Source organism: Ruegeria sp. CE9 (genome assembly GCF_056537425.1).
Map to the genome: position 1 here is coordinate 43,277 of NZ_JBQFRO010000007.1, position 21,643 is coordinate 64,919.

Sequence of the window (21,643 nt, forward strand, 5' to 3'; positions counted from 1 at the left end):
CGGCCCTATTCGATTAGAAATGCGCCGAATTGGTGTTTCCCGGTATCGCGACAGGCGGCGCAAAGCGGGTCAGGTCAATCCCTTCGACAGCGGCTTTGTATTCCTCGATTTTTGGAGTTCTCCCCAAAATGGCGGAAAGCACCACAACCGGAGTGGATGCGAGCAGAGATTCACCTTTCTTGTCCGGCGCATCTGCCACAACACGGCCTTGGAACAGGCGGGTCGAGGTGGCCAGAACCGTGTCACCCTTGGCGGCTTTCTCTTGGTTGCCCATGCAAAGGTTACAGCCCGGACGTTCGAGATACAGGATGTTTTCGTATTCTGTACGAGCCTTCTGTTTCGGGAACAGATCGTCGAATTCGAAGCCAGAGTATTTCTCGAGAACCTCCCAATCGCCTTCTTCCTTCAACTCATCGATGATATTGTAGGTTGGGGCGGCGACGACCAGCGGGGCCTTGAATTCGACCTTGCCGGTTTCCTTCTCAAGGTTCTTCAGCATCTGGGCTACGATCTTGATGTCACCCTTGTGCACCATGCACGAGCCGACGAAGCCCAGATCCACATGCTTTTCAGCATTGTAGTACGAGATCGGGCGGATCGTGTCGTGGGTGTACCGCTTAGAGACATCGGCGTTGTTGACGTCCGGATCCGCGATCATCGGCTCGACGATCTGATCCAGATCGACGACGACCTCAGCGAAGTAATTCGCATTGTCATCCGGGGTCAGCGCAGGCTTTTCACCTGACTTGATCTCCGCAATGCGCGCATCAGCAATGTTGATCAGCTTCTGCAGCATACCGTTTTCATGCTCCATGCCCTTGTCGATCATGATCTGAATGCGCGATTTGGCCAGTTCCAGCGAGCCGATCAGGGTCTCGTCATTCGAGATGCAGACCGAAGCTTTGGCTTTCATCTCGGCTGTCCAGTCGGTGAAGGTGAATGCCTGGTCCGCGAGCAGCGTCCCAATGTGCACTTCGATCACCCGGCCCTGGAACACGTTGTCGCCATGCTGTTCCAGCATCTGCGCCTGGGTCGCGTGTACCACATCGCGGAAATCCATGTGCCCGGCCATTTTGCCTTTGAAGGTCACCTTGACCGATTCCGGGATCGGCATCGAGGCTTCACCGGTGGCCAGCGCCAATGCAACGGTTCCCGAGTCGGCACCAAAGGCGACGCCTTTGGACATACGGGTGTGGCTGTCGCCGCCGATGATGACCGACCAGTCATCTACCGTGATATCGTTCAACACCTTGTGGATCACGTCCGTCATAGAATGATAAACGCCCTTCGGGTCACGACCCGTGACAAGACCAAAGTCATTCATGAACTTCATCAGGCGAGGTGTGTTTGCCTGTGCCTTCGCATCCCAGACCGAGGCTGTGTGACAGCCCGACTGATAGGCGCCATCAACGCTGGGCGACACGACTGTCGCGGCCATCGCCTCAAGCTCTTGCATGGTCATCAGACCGGTGGTGTCCTGCGAGCCGACGATGTTGACCTTTACGCGCACATCCGATCCGGCATGCAAGGTCTTGCCAGGCGTCGTGCCCACGGCGTTCTTGTTGAAGATTTTCTCGACCGCTGTCAGCCCCTGACCTTCGTGGCTGATTTCCTTGGATGCAGCGAAAACCAGGGGTGCTTCGACACCCAATGTCTCGGCCGCAAGCGTCTGCAGTTTCTTGCCGAACACAATGGCGTACGAGCCACCGGCCTTCATGAATTCAACTTTCTGCGGGGTGAAAGACGAAGACACATCCACTAGTTCATCGCCATCTTCGCTTAGAAGTTTGTGATCTTTGGTGTTGATCTTCAGAACCGTACCGGTAGCGACCGAGTACTTTTCTTCAAGGATCGGGTTGCCATCGTTGTTCATGATCGCTTTGCCGTCATCGTCCACTTTCTTGACCCAGTTTTTAAGGTCCAGACCGATGCCTCCGGTCACACCAACCGTTGTCAGAAAGATGGGAGAGATACCGTTAGTGCCCGCCACAATCGGGGCGAAATTGACGAAGGGCACATAAGGGCTGGCCTGCTTGCCGGTCCACAGCGCCACGTTGTTCACCCCGGACATACGCGACGAGCCTACACCCATGGTGCCTTTCTCGGCAATCAACATCACTCGCTTGCCGGGGTGCTGCAGCTTAAGCGCTTCAACTTCTTGCTGCGCCTTATCCGAGATAAAGCATTTGCCGTGCAGTTCACGGTCAGCGCGCGAGTGTGCTTGGTTGCCCGGCGACAACAGATCGGTCGAGATATCGCCTTCAGCTGCAACATAGGTCACAACTTCGATTTCTTCGTCGATATCGGGCAGTTTGGTGAAGAACTCTGCCTTGGCATAGCTTTCAAGGATGTCGCGCGCGATCGAATTTCCAGCGTCAAAGGCCTCTTTCAACCGGTCCGTATCTGCCTCGTACAGGAAGACCTGCGTTTTCAGCACCTCGGCGGCCTGCCCGGCAATTTCTGCGTTTTCTCCCAATGCGAGATCAAGAAGAACCTCGACTGACGGGCCACCTTTCATGTGCGACAACAGCTCGAATGCAAACGGAACCGAAATCTCTTCGACGGTTGCATCGCCAAGAATAATCTCTTTCAAAAAGCGCGCCTTAACACCGGCGGCGCTGGTTGTGCCCGGCAGCGTATTGTAGATGAAATGGTGCAGTGAATCTGTTCGATGCTCATGCGCATCGTCTTTGATCTGCACAACCAGCTCTTCGACAAGCGCTCCGTCATCGATCGGCTTCGGGTGCAGATCTTGCGCCTTGCGGGTTTCGATTTCATCGAGGTATTCAGTGTAAAGGCTCATGGCTCGTTCCGATCAATGTGGCTCGATTTCAGGCATTCAAGGATGGGTCGAATGCCGGGAATTTCTAATTGTATGCGGCGGTATACTAAATCAGAATAACTTGCAAGCCCTACCCGTGTGACGCGATGTCCCGTGCAGATCAAATTTTCGAATACGATCATGATCGGGTTTGAGACTGATTGAACGGATTCTTTGAAGCTGAATATCGGGCAAAGTAAGCGCTGTCAGCGCTACTGATATTTGGCAAGGCGTCCTGAGGCCTAGGTGCCCGCCCCATCATCATCGATCACTGCCATAGCGTCGATTTCGACCAACAGTGTGGGATCAGCCAGCCCTTTCACCACAACTCCGGTCGAACAGTGATGAACGCCCTCAAACCAACGATTGATCGCTTCGTAAACAGCCGGGCGGTATGAGATATCGGTGACATAGACAGTCAGCTTGCATACATCGGACAGGCTGCCCCCAGCCTCTTCCATCCATCGCTGGATATTTTTGCATGCCTGGTCGGCCTGCGCTCCAGGGTCACCCTCACCGATAAGCGTTCCGTCCAGCAAAGTGCCAACCTGACCTTGCATGAACACGAAATCACCACGCGCGCGGATAGCTTTGGAGTAAGTCGCCTGCGCGTGATAGCGGGTCTGATATTTGTGGATATGCGTACGGGCCATAAGCTCTCCTTTTTGTCAGGCCATGGCGCGGGCCAGGTAATCTTCGACCATGTCCCCAAAGCTCTGTTCGACTGCGAATTCGAAACCGCCATTGCACCGCATCACCAACGCTTTGAGGCCAAACACTTCGGAATAGGTGACCGCGTCGTCTGCAAACACAGTGTCGTGCAGATCAAGCGGGCAAGCAATGGACATGATTTCTGATGCTTTTGATCCAGTGACGCTGAAGAATGTCATCGTGTCCGAGACCCGGACGATACTGATATCGGCAGGGCAATCCGCAGGTTTGAACTGCGCCTGCAGCATCTCTTCCGCCTCCAACGGGGCCCTTACAATCCAGTGATCACGCCCGATGTAATACAATTCGGTTGTGCCCTTGTTTGCCCGGGTATTGGGCATGTCGGGCAAGGAAGGCAATGCGTCTCCGACCCATTTCTGAACCGCTCCGGAACTGCCCTTGAGATCAAATAGTGCATTCAGATCTTGGCGTTCAATTTGTGCATCGTAGCTCATCTCAGGACCTCAGCAACTTACCTTCAGGGTCATGGAACACCGGTTTTGTGATGGTCACTGGGATCACCTCGTCTTTCACACGAACATGTGCGATTTGTCCGTGGCGTTTGTGGCCATTTTTCAGCAATGCCAACCCAATCCAACGGTTGTTGACGACGCTCCAGACGCATGCGGTGACCAAACCTTCGGTGGCCTCTTTCCGGCCTTCTGGTGTAAGCGGCGCGCCTTCCGGCACCTGCTGGTTCGGGTCATCCGGCAAGATGCCAACTAGTTCCCGGCGTGCGGTTTCCGCTTCGCGGCGTAATAACACCGAACGCTTGCCCAGATAGTCGGGCTTTTTCTTCGACATGGCCCAGCCCATGCCCAGGTCAAAAGCATCGACCGTGCCGTCGACCTCATGGCCCAGCGAGAGAAAACCCTTTTCAACCCGCAGAACGTGGCTGGATTCCGAGCCGACTGGCAAAATGCCTAAGGGCGCGCCAGCCTCCATCACCTTATCCCACAAGGCCGCCATGTGGCGTGGGGCGACGTTGACCTCAAAGGACAGCTCGCCGGTGAAGCTGACACGCACGACCCGCGCAGGAAATCCTGCGACCTCGCCGTCCCGGAGTGCCATGAAGGGAAAAGCTTCTGGCGACAGATCGATATCTGTACCCAGAGCGTGCATGACATCGCGCGCACGTGGCCCACAAATGGTGGCGTTATTCCATTGGCTTGTCACCGTAGTGATCATGACCTGCCAGTCTGGAAACTCGGTCTGAAGCAGTTTTTCCATGTGCTGGTTGACTGCATCCGCATGGCCCGTTGAAGTTGAGATCATCCAGCGATGCTGATCCAGCCGAAACGCCACCCCGTCATCCAGGATCAGCCCGTCATCAGACAGCATGAGACCATAGCGACCTTCACCAGGCTTCAGGCTGGACATGATGTTGGAGTACAGAAAGTCCAAAAGGCGCGGCACATCGCGCCCCTTAAGCTCAAATGTCCCAAGCGGAGATCCATCGTAGACGCCAACACCCTCACGCACCGCGCGGCATTCCCGGTTCACCGCATCTTGCAGGCCTTCGCCGGATTTTGGGAAGTACCCTGGGCGGCGCCAGCGGGCACCAGCCTCATACATCACAGCGCCATTATCCTTGTTCCATTGCGTCGCCGGCGTGTGCCGATAGGGGAACAACACCGATTCCTCACGCAGCCCTCCGATCGCACCGAATGAAACCGGTGTATAGGGGGACCGGAATGTGGTCGTGCCAACCTCTTGCAAAGGTACGCCCTTTTGCAGAGCGACGGTGCCGATAATGTTGATATTGCCCGTTTTGCCCTGATCTATGCCCATCCCGCCGGTGGTATAGCGTTTGACATGTTCAACGTTGTCATATCCTTCGCGCAGAGCCAGATGCACATCACCAACCGAGACATCGTTCTGGATATCCAGGAAAGCCTTTCCGCCCTGCCCAGGCACATCCACGCACCATAGTGGCTCGATTGCATATGGCAGATCTGTGCCACCGTCGATAATCCGATCCAGTGTCAGATCACCCTCCGCTGCGCCTACGGCACGACAGGATTGGACCGCCCGATCCGGCACAAACGCAGAGAGGTCCTCATCAAACTGCAATGTGCTGCGGGACTGAGACCACAGATGCACGGTCGGGTTCCAACCTCCGGAGTGAACCAGCAGATCGCAGTTGATCCAGCTGCCCACGCCTCCGGCCTTGGGAAGGGCTTTGACGGCGCGTACGCGTTTGTGACCGCGTATGTCGGCAACAACCGTTCCAGCGTGGACAGTCATCCTAGGCACCATGTCCAGCGCGACTTGCGGAACGACATCACGAGAGTCGAGGATTGCTTCCAACGTGATGCCCGCAGCTGCCAGATCAGCTGCCACGGCATAGGCACTGTTGTTGTTAGTGAACAGGACCACACTCTGCCCAGGCGTCACGCCCCATCGATTGACGTAAGCCTGCAAGGAGGAGGCCAGCATGACCCCCGGTCGGTCGTTGCTACTAAACACCATCGACCGTTCAGTGGCCCCGGTGGCAATAACAACTTCTGCCGCACGAACCCGCCAGCTACGTTCCAGAATGCTGGCCTGATCCGCCTTACGTTCATTCACGATCATTAGGTTGTGTTCGCGATAGGCCCAGACAGTTGCGTTCTGCAGATGGGTCACGTTTGCCATGTCGCGCAACTCGGCTACTGCGTCAGCAACCCAATCCATCGCGGGACGTTCCCCGATAGTCAGGTTCCGGTTCAGAAGACTTCCACCTGCCTCAGTGCCCTCATCCGCAAGGAAAACCCGCTTTCCTGCCCGACCGGCCTCAAGCGCGGCTAGCAGCCCGGCTGGGCCTGCGCCCGCAATCAAAACGTCAGCATGTGCGTGACGTGCCTCGAAATGACCCGATTGTGGCGGGCGTTTTGGTGCCGCTGCCAGCCCGGCCGCCTTGCGAATGGATGGTTCAAACAGGTGCCAGTTGGGCCATTTGAATGTCTTGTAGTAAAAGCCCGCAGGAATGAACCTGCTCAGCAATTGATTGATTCCACCCAGATCAAACTCGGGTGAAGGCCAACAATTGACCGAGCGTGCGCAAAGCCCTTCGCGTAACGGAACCGTGGTCGCCGGGCGGTTGCCCGATGCGTCCTCGCCGTCCAATTCCACCAGAGTTCCCGGCTCTTCGGGCCCGTGCCCAACAATGCCGCGCGGGCGGTGGTATTTGAAACTACGGGCGGTCACCCGCACCCCATTTGCCAAAAGGGCCGAGGCCAGAGTGTCCCCTTCGAACCCTTCGTAAGATTTTCCATTAAATTGGAACGTCAGAGCGCGGCTGCGATCAATACGACCACCGGATGCACGGCGGTTACTCTGAGCCATCGGGCGCCTCCACAATGTCATGGGTCACGGTATCCCGCCAGATTGTCAGCCATTCGCCGCAGCCGCGCGCGTGCCACCACCGTTCTTGGACCGGCCCCTGCGGGTTGGGCGCGACCGTCAGGTATTCCACCCATTCAGCATCGGTGACGGCGTTGGGATCAGGACGGTCAGCACCAACAGGGCCGCCATAGGTGAACTCGCTTTCATTACGTTTGCCGCAGAATGGGCAGGGGATCAGCATCATAGTCCTGTCCTTTTCTATCTTGCTGTCGTGGTGCCAGCTTCCATCACAAATTCCAGATGACGGAAGCGATCCAAAGTGAATGAGGCCATCAGCGGATGCGGTTCGCCTTTGGCGACCAGATGTGCAAGCGTCAGTCCCCCGGCTGGGATTGCCTTATACCCGCCCCACCAACCGGCAGTGACGAACAGGCCCGGCACCTCGGTCTGATCCATGATGGGTGAGGCATCATGGGCAATATCCAGATGCCCGCCCCACTGGCGCATTAGCTTGAGCTTCTTGAAGCTCGGGAAGAGCGATAGCATCGCGGTCACCGTGTCTTCAAAGACATGTTGCTTGATATCGCGACGAAAGCTCTGGCCCATGTCGGGCGCCCCGCCAATCACCATCTCACCCTTGTCAGACTGGCTGAAATAGAAACCACTGTCCGGGCAGTTCACGATGACATCCACCAAGGGCTTCACCGGTTCGGACACAAAAGCTGTCAGGTTCATCGTGCGCAATGGCAGCTTGAGCCCGGCGGTCTCGGTCAGTGTGGTGGTATGGCCTGACACGGCCACAACAACCTTCTTCGCGCGCACGGTGCCGCGATTGGTTTCGACACCTTCGATGTGACCATCTGCGCAGCGTATCAATGATTGCACAGCAGTCTGTTGGTGCATCTCGACACCCATCGCATCCGCAGCGCGGGCATAGCCCCAAGCCACAGCGTCATGCCGATTTACACCCGCATCTGTATGGACCATGCCACAGATGATCGGCATGCGCGCATCTGGCCCTCCACCGGTCAGCGCAGGTATGCGTTTGCGCAATTCTTCAGTCGTGATCTGCTCATAGGTCGAGCCATAGATGTCCATCACCAGCTGCCGACGCCGCAGCTCTCGCAGTTTGGGCCAAGTTTGCACCACATCCACCATGGTGCGTTTCGAGTGCATCATGTTGAAGTTCAGCTCATGCGTGAGCCCTTCGTACATTTCGACAGATTTGACGTAGAACGGGATCGACTCGTCCCGCATATAGTTGGATCGGATCGTCACCGTATTGCGCGCGATGTTGCCTCCGCCCAACCAGCCGCGCTCCAATACGGCCACGTCGGTTATGCCAAACTCTTTGGCCAGATAATAAGCGGTGGCCAGCCCGTGACCCCCTGCCCCGATCACCACGACCTCGTACTGATCTTTGAGTGGAGGGCTACGCCAAGCCCGAGGCCAGTTTTTGTGACCCGAAATTGCATTTCGCGCGAGCGAGAATATCGAATATCTTTGCATGACAGTTATACTATTTACCTTTGGTAATGTATCGTCAATAAATTTATTTACCATCACGCAATCTCACTTGGATGATCCGCAAAGTTCGGTTATGATGCCTCATGGCTTTTCAAGTGGAACAGTTTCATCGAGGTCTTGTCGGCAAATGGTCGGCACGTTCCAGATGGCCCTGTTTCATCATAAATTGCCGCAGCTCTCCGGTTCTGTAACTCCATGCGAAAATGGCGCGACGCGCCCGAATGAAACGCGCCCAGACTTGGGAGGAAAGTGATGGATGAATGAGCTATGACAACGACCATGCAAACGACGACCCTGCAGGAAACCTATGCACGCGACGGCGTCGTATTGTTGAAGAATATCCTTTCCGATGAGTGGCTTGGCAAGCTGCGTGATGCAGTTGATGCCGAGGTCAAGAAAGGCGATCGGTACTTTGCCTATAAGAATATGCGTGAAAGCCCGGGCGTCTTTCAGGATTACTGTCTGACCTCGAACATCGGGCAGCGCGTGGCCGAAGTGGCTAGAAGCCCCTGGACCTCGCTGATCTACGACCAGATTTTTGTGAAAGAACCGGGAACACGCACGCAGACCGGCTGGCACACGGATCAACCCTATTGGCCCGTTGCTGGCCCGATCATGACGATATGGATCGCGCTCGACCCCGTTGATCCGGATAACGGAGCGCTGGAATTCGTGCGCGGTTCGCACGCTTGGGGCGCAAAATACCGTCCCTTCAAGACCGATCAGCTGGGCGGGTTTCTTCACTATCTGGAACAGGACAACCCAGACTATATCGACATGCCTGACTTTGAGGCGGATCGAGAGAAATATGACATCTTCCACCATGAACACATGGAGCCCGGTGATGCACTGGCTTTCGATGGAATGACAGTGCATTCGGCTATGGGCAATCGAACGACGACCCGGCGCAGGCGCGGGTATGCGATACGATTTGCTGTCGAAGGTGCCACCTATGAGCCACGCGATACGGTCACCGAATGGCTGCATGATGACGGTCTGACACCCGGCGCGCCCTTTGCAGGGGGGCGGTTCCCCGTCATTTACAAGGCCGACTAGGGTGCGGGGCCGGTTACCCGGCCCTTGCCAAACTCAGGCTTGAAGCAATGTGCCTTCGGGTTGGGGGGCCTCAGCCTCAATCGCCCGGTCAAGCACACGCCGGAAAATTTTGGCGCCGGCATCCAAACCCAGATCGATATGGGGCGTCCGGGCGTGCTTCATACCCTGATGCACTTTCTCCAACACTTCTTTATCCTCAAGAAACGCCATTCGGGCCCCGTCATTCATGAACTTTGAAACCTCGGCATTATCCGGGTCAGAGTTGCGATGCTGGAACCAGAAGTATCTGGTCTGATCCTCATTGATCGGGGTCATGAAGTTGTAAGAGATGTTGATGAATGTCTCATCCACCGGATCTTTGTCATAACCACCGGTGCCAACAGGCGTATAGATCGACTTGTTCAACCCGATGGCGGGCATGCACATCTCGTAATGCTGCAGGCGGTCGCAATCGCCCTGAAACGCGACAATCTTGGCGTAGTAGGGCGAAGGTGGCTTATTCTCGATCCAGCGCGAGACGATCACACCGCGATCAGTCTTTTCGACGTTCAATGGCTCTTCATCCGTACCTGCCCCGGCAAAGGACGAGACATGGACCCAGGCCACGTGACTGGGATCAAGTAGATTGTCGCAAACCCAAAGATAATGGCAATCAATGTCCATCACTCCGCCATCAGTCATGCCCCAGGTAGCATTCTCAAAGTTCTCGATTGGAAAAATCAGATCCGGGTCAGCCAGTTCAGGATCGCCCATCCAGATCCAGAGCAGACGATAGCGGTCAACAACAGGGTATGATTTTACCACCGCTCGGCGCGGTGTCATCCCGCGCTGCGTCGGGCTGTCGATACAAGTGCCCGAGCAATCGAATGTCAAACCATGGTATCCGCATTCAACGAGATCACCCTTCAGATTACCGTTGGAAAGCGGAAGTTTGCGATGCGGGCAAGCATCCTCAAGCGCCACAGGCGTTCCATCTTGCTGACGATATAGCACGATGTTCTCACCCAGATACGTCTCAGCTTTAAGGTCTCGCCCGATATCCTTGCTCCAGGCTGCGACATACCAACAATTCCTGAGGTACATGTTGTGCTCTCCTATTAAGTCAGGTGGCTATGGGCATTATGGCAGGGTCAGAGCGATGCGCCATGTTGGATTTGTAATGACATATATAAGGACAACTAATTCGGTCACGACTGTGACGGCGGCAAATCGGGCTGTGAATTAGCTTCGGATTTGATCCAGTTCAAGAACTCACTGACTTTTTGGCTATCCTTGCTTTCAGGTCGACGGACCAGCCAATAAGACAGCGGCGATTGTGTCAGATAATCGAATGGGCGCACCAGACGACGATCGCACAATGCATCTATTACCAATGGCTCGCGCCCCAACGCGACACCCAACCCTTCAATTGCAGCCTGCACCACCATATTAGATTGCCCGAAGCGACGGGTGCGCAGGTCTGGCGGTAAAGTCAGGTTACATTGCCGCGCCCAATATTCCCACGTCGGGCTGGATGACCCATGGTGTAAATTTTCATCGACTAAAAGGGTATGACCCGGCAAATCCTTTGTACCTTTTAGCGTTTGTAAAAGCGCAGGTGCACAAACAGGAAACAGCCGTTCGCCCATCAACAGGTCCACATGAAAACCCGGGTATTCACCTAGGCCATATCGAATACCGATATCGGAATCTACGCCAGAAAATGGATAGAACCCGGTATCGGTGGCAATCGAAATCGACAGGTCCGGATGGGCCAAATCAAAGTGTAAAAGCCGTGGAAACAACCAGTTAAACGCAAATCCTGGCAAACAAGAGATCACGATAGTCTTGTCAGTCCGCGTTTTGTCGCGCAGTTGCGAACAGACATCCGAAATACGGCCCAGACCTTCGGCGATTGCCAATGCCAATTGCTCTCCGTCTCGGGTCGGCCGCGACTGCCGCGCGCCTCGCACCAACAGATCTCGCCCTAACCATTCCTCTAGCGTTCTGACGTGCTGACTGACCGCACTTTGGCTGACACCCAACTCATCGGCTGCTGATGAGAATCCCGAGTGGCGCACAACCGCCTCGAATGCCCTTAGCGCGGAATATGGTAAGTTCAAGATCATATTAGTTACCCTAATGATAGCCATTATCACTTTCAAATGGATTGGTGCGGGCGTCAGGCCTTAAATCTAGGACATCAAGCAATCAGGAGATGTCGATGCCCGACATGACGCCAGAGCGCGGCGCTTACAATCTGTTGGTCAATTGCGCCCACGCAGCGGCGGGTGACAGGTTGCTGATCGCCTATGAACCTCCGGAGTATGGGTATTTCGATGCCGACGGCGTGGATGTCGTCAGACAGGCTGCCCGCCAGCTTGGGTTGCAGGTCGAAACGGTTGATGTCGGGTTCAACCCCGACAATCCGCATTTGTCCCATGATCTACTAGAGCGCTTTGAGGCGGCGGACATCATTCTGTTTCTCGCCCGGCTTGGGGATCAGTTGCGGTTCTCGGACATGCCTCAGGGCAAAAAGATAGTCGTCAGCTTCGCATTATCCAAAGAGATGTTGGGGTCTGGATTTTCCAACGGACATCACGACGCGTTCATGGAGCTGAAGGCTGATATCAATTCGGTGTTGAACTCAGCCGAAGAAGTGCGGATCACTTGCCCTTTAGGGACGGATGTTCGCGGCCGGCCGATGATGAACTTGCAGCCTTCAGGCGACACATCGATTCTGCGGTTTCCGATGTCCGTATTCACCCCGGTTCCAGCGCACAGTTTTTCTGGCCGTGTAGCGATCAGTTTTCTGACCGGTACCGGGTCGAAATACTATGATGATTATACGATCGAATTCGACCGGCCGGTTTTTGCCATGATGGAGAACGGACGGTTGCTACGATTTGATGGCGACCCTGTAAATGCCGCACGGGCCGAGGCGCACTATGATCGCGTCGCCAATCAGCTGGGAATTGACCGCAACTTTATACATTCCTGGCACGCTGGCATTCATCCCGGATGCGGCTATCCCTGGGATATGCGCGACAACTATGAACGCTGGGGCGGGTCGGCCTTTGGCAATCCGCGTATCCTGCATTTCCACACCTGTGGTGCCTATGCGCCCGGTGAAATCAGCTGGAACGTTATTGATGCATCCATCGTGATTGATGGGGTAACCTATTGGGACCGAGGTGTATTCCATGCGGAACGGTTGCCCGGCGGGCAATCTGTCCTTGATCGTCACCCTTGCGCGGCTGCGTTATTTGCCAATCCCGACCCAGATATCGGGCTGCGCGATGTGGGCTAAGCAATCGCAACTTGATCGAATCACGTACCGGCGAAATACTCTATGTTAATAGGGCCTGTCCGAGTTGGTCCTATGGTGCGGAGCACTCCCGTCTCCGGTGCCGGAATATGCGCAGAGGGCACGACCCCCGCTCCGGCAAAATCATGGAAATCACATGTCAAAAGCTATCGTCACGCCGCTGACTCAGGCTCTGGCCGAAGGAAAACTGACACGCGAAGAGCTTAAAGGATTCATGCAACGCTCGAACGGGCCCGGATTGCGCCATCTGGCACTTTGGGTTCTGGTGCTGGCCTGCACGACCACGCTGATTACTCTAGCCTGGAACAGCTGGCTGATCTGGCCCGCGATGTTCTTGCAAGGCGTCGTTTTAGTGCACCATTTCTCACTGCAACATGAATGTGTGCACTATACTGTGTTTCGCACCCGTTGGCTGAACGATCTGGTTGGACAGATCTGCGGACTGATCATAATCCTTCCGCATCGGTTCTTTCGGTATGAACATTGCGATCACCACACCTACACGCAACTGACAGGAGAAGACCCTGAACTCATCCCACTGCCGAAAACACGTGGGGAATATCTACTGTACCTGTCCGCCTTGCCCTATTGGCGCGCCAAGTTTACCGAGCTGTTTCGCCACGCGTTTGGCAAACTCAGCGAGGCTGAGCTGCGCTTTATACCCAAAGAAGAACACCAATCGGTCTATTGGGACGCGCGCCGCATGCTCGCCATCTACGCCGCCGTCTTTCTTGCAATGGCGATCACCGGATGGTGGGGTCTGATCTGGTACTGGATCATACCATTGTTTCTGGGCGAGCCGGTGATGCGGTTTGTGCGCATGACCGAACATGTTGGGCGGCCAACCGTGGCACAGATGTCTGAGAATACACGCACCAATCTGGTGTCGAAACCGATGTCCTTTCTATGCTGGAACATGAACTATCATGCTGAACATCACTATGTCGCCTCGGTCCCTTTCCACGCCCTGCCCCGGCTGCACGAGAAGCTGAAGGATCACATCTTCGTCGAAAAGGGCGGATATCTTGCCGCGCATCGCGATATTCTGCACCAGATCATGCAGCGCAAAGCGAAGGCCTGAGCGATGAAGGCAGACAAACCATGGCGCGATCTGATCGAGGCATCCAAACTGGAAAAAAACTGGGTCACGCGGGTTGAGGTTGGGCCACGGATGATTGCCGTCTATGACACACCCAGCGGTGTCTACGCCTCACTGGCGTTGTGCAATCACGGCGGCGCCGATCTTTGTGATGGCTATTTCGACGGCCATGTCATCGAATGCCCCTTGCATCAGGGCGCGTTCGACGTTCGGGATGGCAAGCCTGTTTCTGCACCTGCGACCCGAGCCATGCGTGTATTCGAAACGCGCATAATAGACGGGATGGTTCAGGTCCGTATGTGACCTGAACCTAGCGCTTATCAGATCGTTTTTCGAGCCGCGCAAAAATACGGCTGAGACCGAAACAGACAACAAAGTAGAATGCCGCCGTTGTAATCCATGCCTCGAATATCATTCGAGACGAGGCGACCAGTTCGACGGTCTTGTAGGTCAGTTCCTGAACCGAGATCAGCGACAGGATTGAGCTGTCCTTGATCAATGAGATAAACTGGTTCGCTAACGGTGGCACAACCTTTTTCATCGCCTGCGGGAGCACGACATAGCGCAATTCCTGTATGCGGCTCATCCCGATTGAGCGTGCAGCTTCGCGCTGACCTTTCGGGATCGACTGGATACCTGCACGGACAATTTCGCCGACAAACGCGCTCTCAAACAGCGCCAAAACGATGACACCGGAAACAAGCGATGGAAAGCGGCGCATCTCACCGAAGAAGAAGGTCCAGATTTGGTTGTCTTCCTGCCGCGCGATGCCGCGTGCCCAGCGTTCCAGGTTCAGCGCGTCGATCAGTTGTTGGGACAGGAAGAAGAAGAAAATAAAGACGACGACGACAGGGGGTACATTGCGCAGAAACTCAAGATAGGTGCGCGCTAGCATGCGTATCGTCAGATTGGCCGAACAGCGCGCAACTCCCAGAATTGTGCCTAGAATGAGGGCGAGAATACCGGAATAAATGCTGATACGAACGGTGGCCGCCAGGCCTTGCAGAAGCAGATTGGCAAAATATTCTTCGCGCCCGGAATGCCAGCCAACGATGTAGCTGGGGATCAGTTCCCAACGCCATTTATAGTTCAGCGTGCCTTCGATCGACAGCCAGATATACCCGAAAAAGGCAATCAGAACTGCAGCGATCAGATAATCAGGCCATCTGAGTTTTTTGAAAAAATCTTGCACCAAGGCGCTCCGCATCAGGACCGGGGGCGGGTCGGCCGCCCCCAGCGAGATTTGTTATTGGGCAACCTGATCGGCCCACTCTTCCGTGGCGAACCAATAGTTGTGACGCTCTTCCAGCCAGCCAGACCGCCATTGCTGGGCAATCCAGTTGTTGAAGAAGTTCATCGCGTCAGGATCACCCTTGCGCATCCCAAACGCTTCGCCACGCGGGTCGAACAGTTCTCCTTCCAGCACAACCAGCGTTTCAGGATTGCGCCCTGCCTCGCGGTTTGGGGTTGGTTGCGATGCCATGGTGGCATGGGCGTTGCCATTAAGCACTTCTTGGGTCGATGCTCCGTCCTCATCAAACAGCAGCAGGTTAGCTTCGGGGAATGCCTTGGCGATCACGGTTGCGGGTGTCGCACCCCTACGCGCCGTGAAGGTAACATCGGGTGAGTTCAGATCTTCACGCGACATACCTGCTGTCAGTTCTTTGTTCGCCAAAATAGCTAGGCCCGAAAACGCATAAGGATCGGTAAAGTTGATCGTCAGGTTCCGTTGCGCAGTCACTGACATACCCGAGATGATCACATCGAAATTGCCCGATACAAGCGCCGGGATAATGCCATCCCACGCGGTTGGTACAAATTCAACCTCAACACCCATGTCTTCAGCCAGTTTGCGCCCGACATCCAATTCAAAGCCGATCAGATCGCCGTTTTTGTCACGCATCGACCATGGCACGAACAGCGACAGGCCAATCCGGATCACCCCATCCTGCTTGATCGTTTCAATTACACTTTCGCTGGACAGTTCCTGGGTTGCGCTTTGCGCCCAGCTTGAGGTCGCCATACCTGTTGCCACGACCGCGCCCAGGGCAGCCCCGAGCATTCTGCGAGAAAGCTTCATCTTGGTTCTCCTTGTTGTCCGGTTAAAATCTTGTGGTTATTGGTCGACGGCATATTTCTTCTCCAGATAGCTCACGCCGATCGACAGGATCAGGGTCACCACCAGATAAACCAGTGCGATGGTGAACCAGATTTCAAAACTCATGTAAGTATCGGATATGATGTTGCGCCCAAAGGTGGTCAGCTCGGCCACGGCGATCACGCTGACGATGGCAGACGATTTGATCAGGTGAACGACCTCACCTGTCATCGGTGGCAACATAAATCGTATGGATTGCGGAAGGATGATGTACCGGTAAGTCTGATAGGGGGACATCCCGATGGATTTGGCGGCCTCCCATTGGCCTGTTGGGACCGCATTGATCCCGGCCCTCAGGATTTCGGATATCAGGGCCGAGTGAAACACCGCCAAAGTCAGGATACTGGCGGTATATCGATCAAATCCAAAGATTGGCCCAAGCACATAGTAGAAGAGATACAGCAAAACCAGCAGGGGTATGTTGCGGATCAACTCAAGAAACGCTACGGCGACGGCCGACCCGATCACCAAGCCAGACATGCGCAGCAAAGCCACGAGCAGCCCGATAGCCGTGGCCAGCAAGAACGAGATGACGGACAGTTTGATCGTGGCAACCAACCCGATGGGAATCTCGCCCCATTCGAATCCGATCTCGGTATTGCGGTACAGGAACTGCGGCACCCGGTACCATTGCCAGTTATATCCCATCCCCTGAGCGCCAACATATGATCCATAAGCAATCAGCCCGACGACGACGACATAGATCACGACTGAAACAAACACCGAGCCGAAGAACCGCTTGTAGAATGGCGGCTTCGGCAGGGGCTGTCCCTTTCCCCGTGTTATGCCCAGATCGGTCACGTCAATGCTCCAATATCTGGTTCAGGAACAGGCGGCAGCGTTCGCTGGACGGGTTGGTAAAGAATTGTTCAGGCGGTGAGATTTCGACGATCTGCCCCGCTTCCATAAAAACCATTGTGTCAGCGACCTTACGGGCAAATCCCATCTCATGGGTGACGACAACCATGGTCATGCCGGTATCGGCCAGCTCAACCATCACATCCAGCACTTCATTAATCATCTCGGGATCAAGTGCAGAGGTCGGCTCGTCAAACAGCATGATCCGGGTTTCCATGCATAAGGACCGCGCGATGGCGACGCGCTGTTGCTGTCCGCCAGACAGTTGCGCCGGATATTTATCGGCCTGCTCGGGTATGTGAACTCGATCAAGGTAATTGCGCGCTGTTTCCTCGGCCTGAGTTTTGGAAATCTTGCGCACCTTCATTGGCCCGATCATCAGGTTTTCAAGCACGGTCAAATGCGGAAATAGGTTGAACTGCTGAAAGACCATTCCGACTTCTTGCCGAAGTTCACGGATTTCTTTCGCATCTTTGTAGACTTCGATCCCATCAATCACGAGGCGCCCGGAATTGTGCCATTCCAACCCGTTGAAACAGCGGATCAGAGTGGATTTTCCCGACCCCGACGGGCCGCAGATCACAACTTTTTCACCCTGGTGAACGGTCAGATCGATGTTTTTGAGCGCATGGAATGTACCGTAGTACTTATCCAGATTGGTCACTTCGATCATGGGGGCGGGCTGCGTCATGCTAAACCTGTCGATTTTCGGATTAGACGCAAATTCTGTCCAAGCGTGCGGACACAATGCAATCGCGCTAAAGGCTGCGTATCAGCGCCATGCGCGATTGGGCCTACCCCGGTCGGCTGAGAATTAAGCAGAGTGGAGTGAACTGGCAAAGCTTCAGACTCCTCAAATCTGTTGCGCCTTGTTCAATATGGTTGCTTAATGTGCAATATTCGTCAATAAAAAACTCAACGGGCCGCTTCAGGCTGCTGAAAATTTGAACAAACCATTGTGGGAGGTGACCAGAATGTCCGCCTGGATTCGGATGATTTCTGACGAAGATGCTGACGAACACCTGAGTGCTACTCTGGATCTGGCGCGTACTCCGCATGGAACCGTAGACAATGTGATGCGCGTTCATTCTCTGCGTCCTAACACCATGAAAGGCCACGTTATTTTATATCGAGCCTGCCTGCATGATGACGCAAATTCAGTGCCCATGTGGTTTCAGGAAGTCATCAGCTCTTATGTTTCGACGCTAAATAACTGCCCTTATTCCTATGCAAATCATTGGGCCAATGCCCGCCATTTGATCGGAGACGAACCACGCGCCGATGCAATTGAGACGGCGCTGAAAGCGCATCGACCCCAGGACGCGTTTGAAGGGGCACAATTGGCTGCATTGATCTACGCGGACAAGCTAACCCGCTCGCCTGGCACGATGACAGAATCTGATGTTGCGGCTTTAAAAGAGTCTGGCTGGGAGGATGGCGAGATACTCGAGATCAATCAGATCGTGGGGTATTTCAACTACGCCAACCGATTGTTGAACGGTTTGGGTGTCACAACGGAAGGAGACGTCGTAGGTTATTACGCCGAAGATTAACGGAATGTATCATGCAGGATGACACACCGGGAAGACAGATTGACCGTGCCATCGGCGCCTCGCTGAGAGAATTGCGCCAAAGCCGAAAGCAATCCGCCCGTCGGCTGGCCGAGCAGTCGGGTATTTCAGCAGCCATGGTCAGCCGCATCGAGAATGGGTTGGTTTCGCCTTCGATTGATACACTTGCCGCTCTGGCTGAGGCGCTTGAAGTGCCGATCGTTTCCTTGTTTCGCGAAGCGCGAACGGATCACACCGACTATACGCTGGTGCGCCACGGGCAAGGGTTGAAGTCCACCCGTCTGGCGGGCGGTCATTCGCATGAATACGTCAACCTTGCATTGCACTCCCGCAAAGACCTGCGATTTCAGGCCCGCCGCGTTACGTTGTTGCGGGATGAAGGGCGGCCGCCCACCTATGTCGGGCACGGAGTTGTTTTCGTGCAAGTACTTGAAGGGCAGGCCATTTATCGCTATGGCGAGGCTCGTTTCACACTATCCGCCGGCGACAGCATCAGTGTTGATGCGGAACTAAATCATGGCTTCGAAGAAGTGTTAACCCCCGAGTTCGTCTTTCTGACCGTTCAAGCCGAGCGCCCTTAGTAATTAAGCAAAATGGCCGACCCTACCGATATTGATCTGACACGCGGTCCGATCTCAACCCATTTTCGAACCTTGGCGATCCCGGCAGCAATCGGGATGCTGTTCAACACGCTCTACAACGTCGTAGATATGTTCTTCGCCGGGCTGCTCTCAACCAGTGCTCAGGCCGGATTGGCATTGGGATTTCAAGCCTTCTTTATCGCGATCTCGGTTGGGGTCGGTCTAGGCTCAGCGATGAGCGCCCTCGTCGGCAACGCATTGGGCGCCGGGGATAACCGCGCGGCGCGAAGGTTTGCAGCGCAAGGGATAATCTATGGGCTGATTGCGGCACTTGTTCTGGCTATTGCGGGTCTCTGGTACGGGCCCGCGCTGATAAATCTGGTTTCGGAACCGGGGCCTTACCGCGATGCGGGCTTGCGCTATTTTCATTGGCTGTTGCTCGCCTTGCCCGGGTTCCTTTTGGCCTTTGGCTGCAATGGTATCCTGCAGGCACATGGGGATGCGGTTTCGATGCAACGCGCGCTTATCGTTGCGTTCTTCGCCAATATCGGTCTGAACCCCCTGTTGATCTATGGCATCCCCGGCCTGATTCCCGGAATTGGGTTCGACGGGCTCGCGGTGTCGACCGTCATCAGCCAGACCGGCGTGATGGCTTTCATGATACGTCAGGTACTCAGACGCCGCAGAATGAGGCGTATGCGGGCAAGAAACTTCATCCCGCGTCTGAAAACGTTCAAGGAAATCTCAGTCCAGGTTCTTCCTACAGCGACATCATTCATCGTGATGCTCCTGTCCGGTTTCGTCATGCAATTCGCATTAAAGATCTTCGGCGAACACGCAATCGCAGGCTTCGGAGTTGCAATTCGGCTTGAACAAATTCTGTTGCTGCCTGTGCTGGGCGTCACCGGTGCCCTGCTACCCATTGCATCCCAGAATTTCGGAGCCCGTGATTATGACAGGGTGCGCGAGGCTTTGTTTTATTGCTGGAAGGTCGGTTTCATTATGACCGCGATAGCGATCCCGATTTTGTGGATATGTGGTCGAGCGTTGCTTGGCTTCTTTACCGATGACCCCGAAGTTATCCGCGTAGGGTTAAGCTATTTGCGCGTCGACAGCCTAATCCTCCCATTTTATATGATGCTGTTTTCCATCAATTCGCTGCTGCAGGCGTTGAAACGACCCATCTGGACAGTTTGGATCAGCCTTTACCGTCAGGGGTTTGGCGTCGCATTCTTTGTGTGGGTCTTCGTTGGTCTAATCGGATTCAACGAAATCGGCGTATGGTTTGGAACCGCCTGTGCCGTGATCACCGGCTGGATGATCGGGCTGCTGGTGGCATCCTATGTCTCCCAAACAGAGTTGGGAGGGCTCTGGCTCAGGTCGAGAAACGGTCTGGGCTAAAGGCTTGAATATCGATATCCAGCGTTCTGCCCGCAATCACATCCGCAACCAGCCGTGCCGTTGTTGCACCTAAAGTCAAACCAAGCTGACCATGCCCCGTCGCGAATGTGACATTGGCCAGACGACTGCTGCGGCCAATGATCGGGCGCGTGTCGGGCGTAAAGGGGCGTCGACCCATGCGGCGCTCGGCTTTTTCAGTCTTCAACCCGGGTAGAACGCGGTGCGCACGTTTGACCAGAACGTCCGCGCGATTCCAGTTGGGCTTTGCATTCAGGTCCGCAAATTCTGCAGTCCCGGCCACCGCCAGCGCATCCTGATAGGGTGTGACCCCAAACCCGCCCTTTGCATAAAACACCGTATGACGCAGATCGACACCACTGTCCTGTAGTACAGTGGAATATCCGATAACCCCTTCCATATGCAGAGGAACATCTAGCTTCTTGGCCAGTGTTCGCGAATAAGAACCTGCCGCTATGACAAATTCATCCGCGCTGAGCACCTGCACATCACTGAGGCGCAGGCTTTGGACAGTACGGCCATCTCGCACAAAATCGACCGCTGCACCGGTGACAATCGTCCCACCCCGGCTGACAAAACTCTGCGTCAGAGTTTCAACCAAGTGCTTTGGGTCCGTCACAAAGCTCCAGTCCCGCAGCAAAGCGGCATGTTTGAAATCGGCTGCAATTGCAGGGTCAATTTCATGCGCGTCATGGCCAGACACTTGATCAATCGTGCACCCAAACTCACGTGCCAGATCAAAAGCTGCTCGCATGGTTTCAAAGTCATTATCGTCATCAAAGAGCTTGATCACCGGCCGCTCGACCAAAAGGTCAGGGTGACCAATATCAGCAATCTGTGATTTGAAATCGTCGGTGGCCGCAAAAGTGAGCCGCGCCAGATCAGCGGTGATCGCCCGCATCTTGGTAGATCGCGCATTCGCTGTGAACCGCGCAAACCATGGCAACAGCTTCAGGGCAGATGCTGGGCGCAAAGCCAATGGCGCTTCGGAATCCAGCAACCATCCGGGCACCTTCAAAAGCATACCGGGTTGCGACAATGGCACGATCTCGCCCACTGCAATACAGCCACAGGAAGCCCAGCTTGCGCCTTCGCCTATTGGCCCCGGCTCAACGACTGAGACATCATGCCCCTGAGACTGCAGTGACAGGGCACAGGATATTCCAACAATGCCGCCACCGATCACGGCCACTTGAGACATTCGCGCA

At 55.0% G+C, this 21,643-nt stretch carries 20 protein-coding genes; 7 read left to right on the top strand and 13 right to left on the bottom strand.

Translation table 11 applies throughout. The annotated features are described in order from the left end of the window. Window positions 1-13 precede the first annotated feature (13 nt). From ACR0B3_RS14365 to ACR0B3_RS14390, 6 genes are all read right to left on the bottom strand, one after another. On the bottom strand, window positions 14-2,803 hold the full coding sequence (locus tag ACR0B3_RS14365) for a bifunctional aconitate hydratase 2/2-methylisocitrate dehydratase (RefSeq protein WP_480809683.1): 2,790 nt from the start codon (window positions 2,801-2,803) through the stop codon (window positions 14-16). 260 nt (window positions 2,804-3,063) lie between these two features. Further along, a complete protein-coding gene (locus ACR0B3_RS14370; protein ID WP_480809684.1) occupies window positions 3,064-3,474 on the bottom strand; it encodes a RidA family protein in 411 nt (136 codons plus the stop codon). Window positions 3,475-3,489: 15 nt separating this feature from the next. Then, window positions 3,490-3,987, bottom strand: a complete 498-nt coding sequence (locus ACR0B3_RS14375; RefSeq protein ID WP_480809685.1) for a sarcosine oxidase subunit gamma — start codon at window positions 3,985-3,987, stop codon at window positions 3,490-3,492. A 1-nt stretch (window position 3,988) separates the two neighbouring features. Continuing rightward, entirely contained in the window at window positions 3,989-6,859 is a 2,871-nt protein-coding gene (locus tag ACR0B3_RS14380; protein WP_480809686.1) for a 2Fe-2S iron-sulfur cluster-binding protein, read from the bottom strand. Continuing rightward, entirely contained in the window at window positions 6,846-7,103 is a 258-nt protein-coding gene (locus ACR0B3_RS14385) for a sarcosine oxidase subunit delta (protein WP_480809687.1), read from the bottom strand. Before ACR0B3_RS14385 ends, ACR0B3_RS14380 begins: the two co-directional genes overlap by 14 nt. A 14-nt stretch (window positions 7,104-7,117) precedes the next feature. Then, window positions 7,118-8,368: an FAD-dependent oxidoreductase gene (locus ACR0B3_RS14390; protein WP_480809688.1), complete on the bottom strand. Its 1,251-nt coding sequence runs from the start codon at window positions 8,366-8,368 to the stop codon at window positions 7,118-7,120. A 297-nt stretch (window positions 8,369-8,665) separates the two neighbouring features. Between ACR0B3_RS14390 and ACR0B3_RS14395 the strand changes: the two genes are divergently transcribed. Continuing rightward, the gene (locus ACR0B3_RS14395) at window positions 8,666-9,442 is read left to right on the top strand and encodes a phytanoyl-CoA dioxygenase family protein (protein WP_480809689.1); all 777 of its coding nucleotides are present in this window, start codon (window positions 8,666-8,668) and stop codon (window positions 9,440-9,442) included. 33 nt (window positions 9,443-9,475) lie between these two features. On the opposite strand, the gene ACR0B3_RS14400 is transcribed toward ACR0B3_RS14395, so the two are convergent. Then, window positions 9,476-10,525 carry an aromatic ring-hydroxylating dioxygenase subunit alpha gene (locus ACR0B3_RS14400; protein ID WP_480809690.1) on the bottom strand — a complete coding sequence of 350 codons (1,050 nt, stop codon included), beginning with the start codon at window positions 10,523-10,525 and terminating at the stop codon, window positions 9,476-9,478. A 104-nt stretch (window positions 10,526-10,629) separates the two neighbouring features. Then, complete coding sequence (locus ACR0B3_RS14405; RefSeq protein ID WP_480809691.1) at window positions 10,630-11,550, bottom strand: LysR substrate-binding domain-containing protein; 921 nt, start codon at window positions 11,548-11,550, stop codon at window positions 10,630-10,632. 95 nt (window positions 11,551-11,645) lie between these two features. Between ACR0B3_RS14405 and ACR0B3_RS14410 the strand changes: the two genes are divergently transcribed. The 3 genes from ACR0B3_RS14410 (at window position 11,646) to ACR0B3_RS14420 (ending at window position 14,151) form a co-directional block, all read left to right on the top strand. Beyond that, window positions 11,646-12,731, top strand: coding sequence for a hypothetical protein (locus ACR0B3_RS14410; protein WP_480809692.1), 1,086 nt, complete (start codon window positions 11,646-11,648; stop codon window positions 12,729-12,731). 154 nt (window positions 12,732-12,885) lie between these two features. Next, window positions 12,886-13,830, top strand: a complete 945-nt coding sequence (locus ACR0B3_RS14415; protein WP_480809693.1) for a fatty acid desaturase family protein — start codon at window positions 12,886-12,888, stop codon at window positions 13,828-13,830. A gap of 3 nt (window positions 13,831-13,833) precedes the next feature. Continuing rightward, entirely contained in the window at window positions 13,834-14,151 is a 318-nt protein-coding gene (locus ACR0B3_RS14420; RefSeq protein WP_170723123.1) for a non-heme iron oxygenase ferredoxin subunit, read from the top strand. 7 nt (window positions 14,152-14,158) lie between these two features. Here the strand turns inward: ACR0B3_RS14420 and ACR0B3_RS14425 are convergent, their stop codons facing one another. Genes ACR0B3_RS14425 through ACR0B3_RS14440 form a run of 4 tightly spaced genes read right to left on the bottom strand, consistent with a single transcriptional unit; the run spans window position 14,159 to window position 17,555 of the window. Further along, window positions 14,159-15,040: an amino acid ABC transporter permease gene (locus ACR0B3_RS14425; RefSeq protein ID WP_480809694.1), complete on the bottom strand. Its 882-nt coding sequence runs from the start codon at window positions 15,038-15,040 to the stop codon at window positions 14,159-14,161. 54 nt (window positions 15,041-15,094) lie between these two features. Continuing rightward, window positions 15,095-15,928, bottom strand: a complete 834-nt coding sequence (locus ACR0B3_RS14430; RefSeq protein ID WP_170685465.1) for a transporter substrate-binding domain-containing protein — start codon at window positions 15,926-15,928, stop codon at window positions 15,095-15,097. 36 nt (window positions 15,929-15,964) lie between these two features. Beyond that, complete coding sequence (locus tag ACR0B3_RS14435) at window positions 15,965-16,807, bottom strand: amino acid ABC transporter permease (RefSeq protein ID WP_480809695.1); 843 nt, start codon at window positions 16,805-16,807, stop codon at window positions 15,965-15,967. 1 nt (window position 16,808) lies between these two features. Continuing rightward, on the bottom strand, window positions 16,809-17,555 hold the full coding sequence (locus ACR0B3_RS14440) for an amino acid ABC transporter ATP-binding protein (RefSeq protein WP_480684071.1): 747 nt from the start codon (window positions 17,553-17,555) through the stop codon (window positions 16,809-16,811). 283 nt (window positions 17,556-17,838) lie between these two features. On the opposite strand from ACR0B3_RS14440, the gene ACR0B3_RS14445 reads away from it, so the two are divergent. From ACR0B3_RS14445 to ACR0B3_RS14455, 3 genes are read left to right on the top strand one after another with little or no spacing between them, the layout of a single operon-like run. Next, on the top strand, window positions 17,839-18,417 hold the full coding sequence (locus ACR0B3_RS14445) for a carboxymuconolactone decarboxylase family protein (protein ID WP_480809696.1): 579 nt from the start codon (window positions 17,839-17,841) through the stop codon (window positions 18,415-18,417). Between the two features lie 11 nt (window positions 18,418-18,428). Continuing rightward, window positions 18,429-19,016, top strand: coding sequence for a helix-turn-helix transcriptional regulator (locus ACR0B3_RS14450; RefSeq protein WP_170685462.1), 588 nt, complete (start codon window positions 18,429-18,431; stop codon window positions 19,014-19,016). 12 nt (window positions 19,017-19,028) lie between these two features. Next, window positions 19,029-20,417 (top strand): MATE family efflux transporter, encoded by a 1,389-nt coding sequence (locus ACR0B3_RS14455; RefSeq protein WP_480809697.1) that lies wholly within the window; start codon window positions 19,029-19,031, stop codon window positions 20,415-20,417. On the opposite strand, the gene ACR0B3_RS14460 is transcribed toward ACR0B3_RS14455, so the two are convergent. Beyond that, the gene (locus tag ACR0B3_RS14460) at window positions 20,392-21,636 is read right to left on the bottom strand and encodes an NAD(P)/FAD-dependent oxidoreductase (RefSeq protein WP_480809698.1); all 1,245 of its coding nucleotides are present in this window, start codon (window positions 21,634-21,636) and stop codon (window positions 20,392-20,394) included. The two genes, ACR0B3_RS14455 and ACR0B3_RS14460, sit on opposite strands and share 26 nt — an antisense overlap. Between the last annotated feature and the right edge of the window lie 7 nt (window positions 21,637-21,643).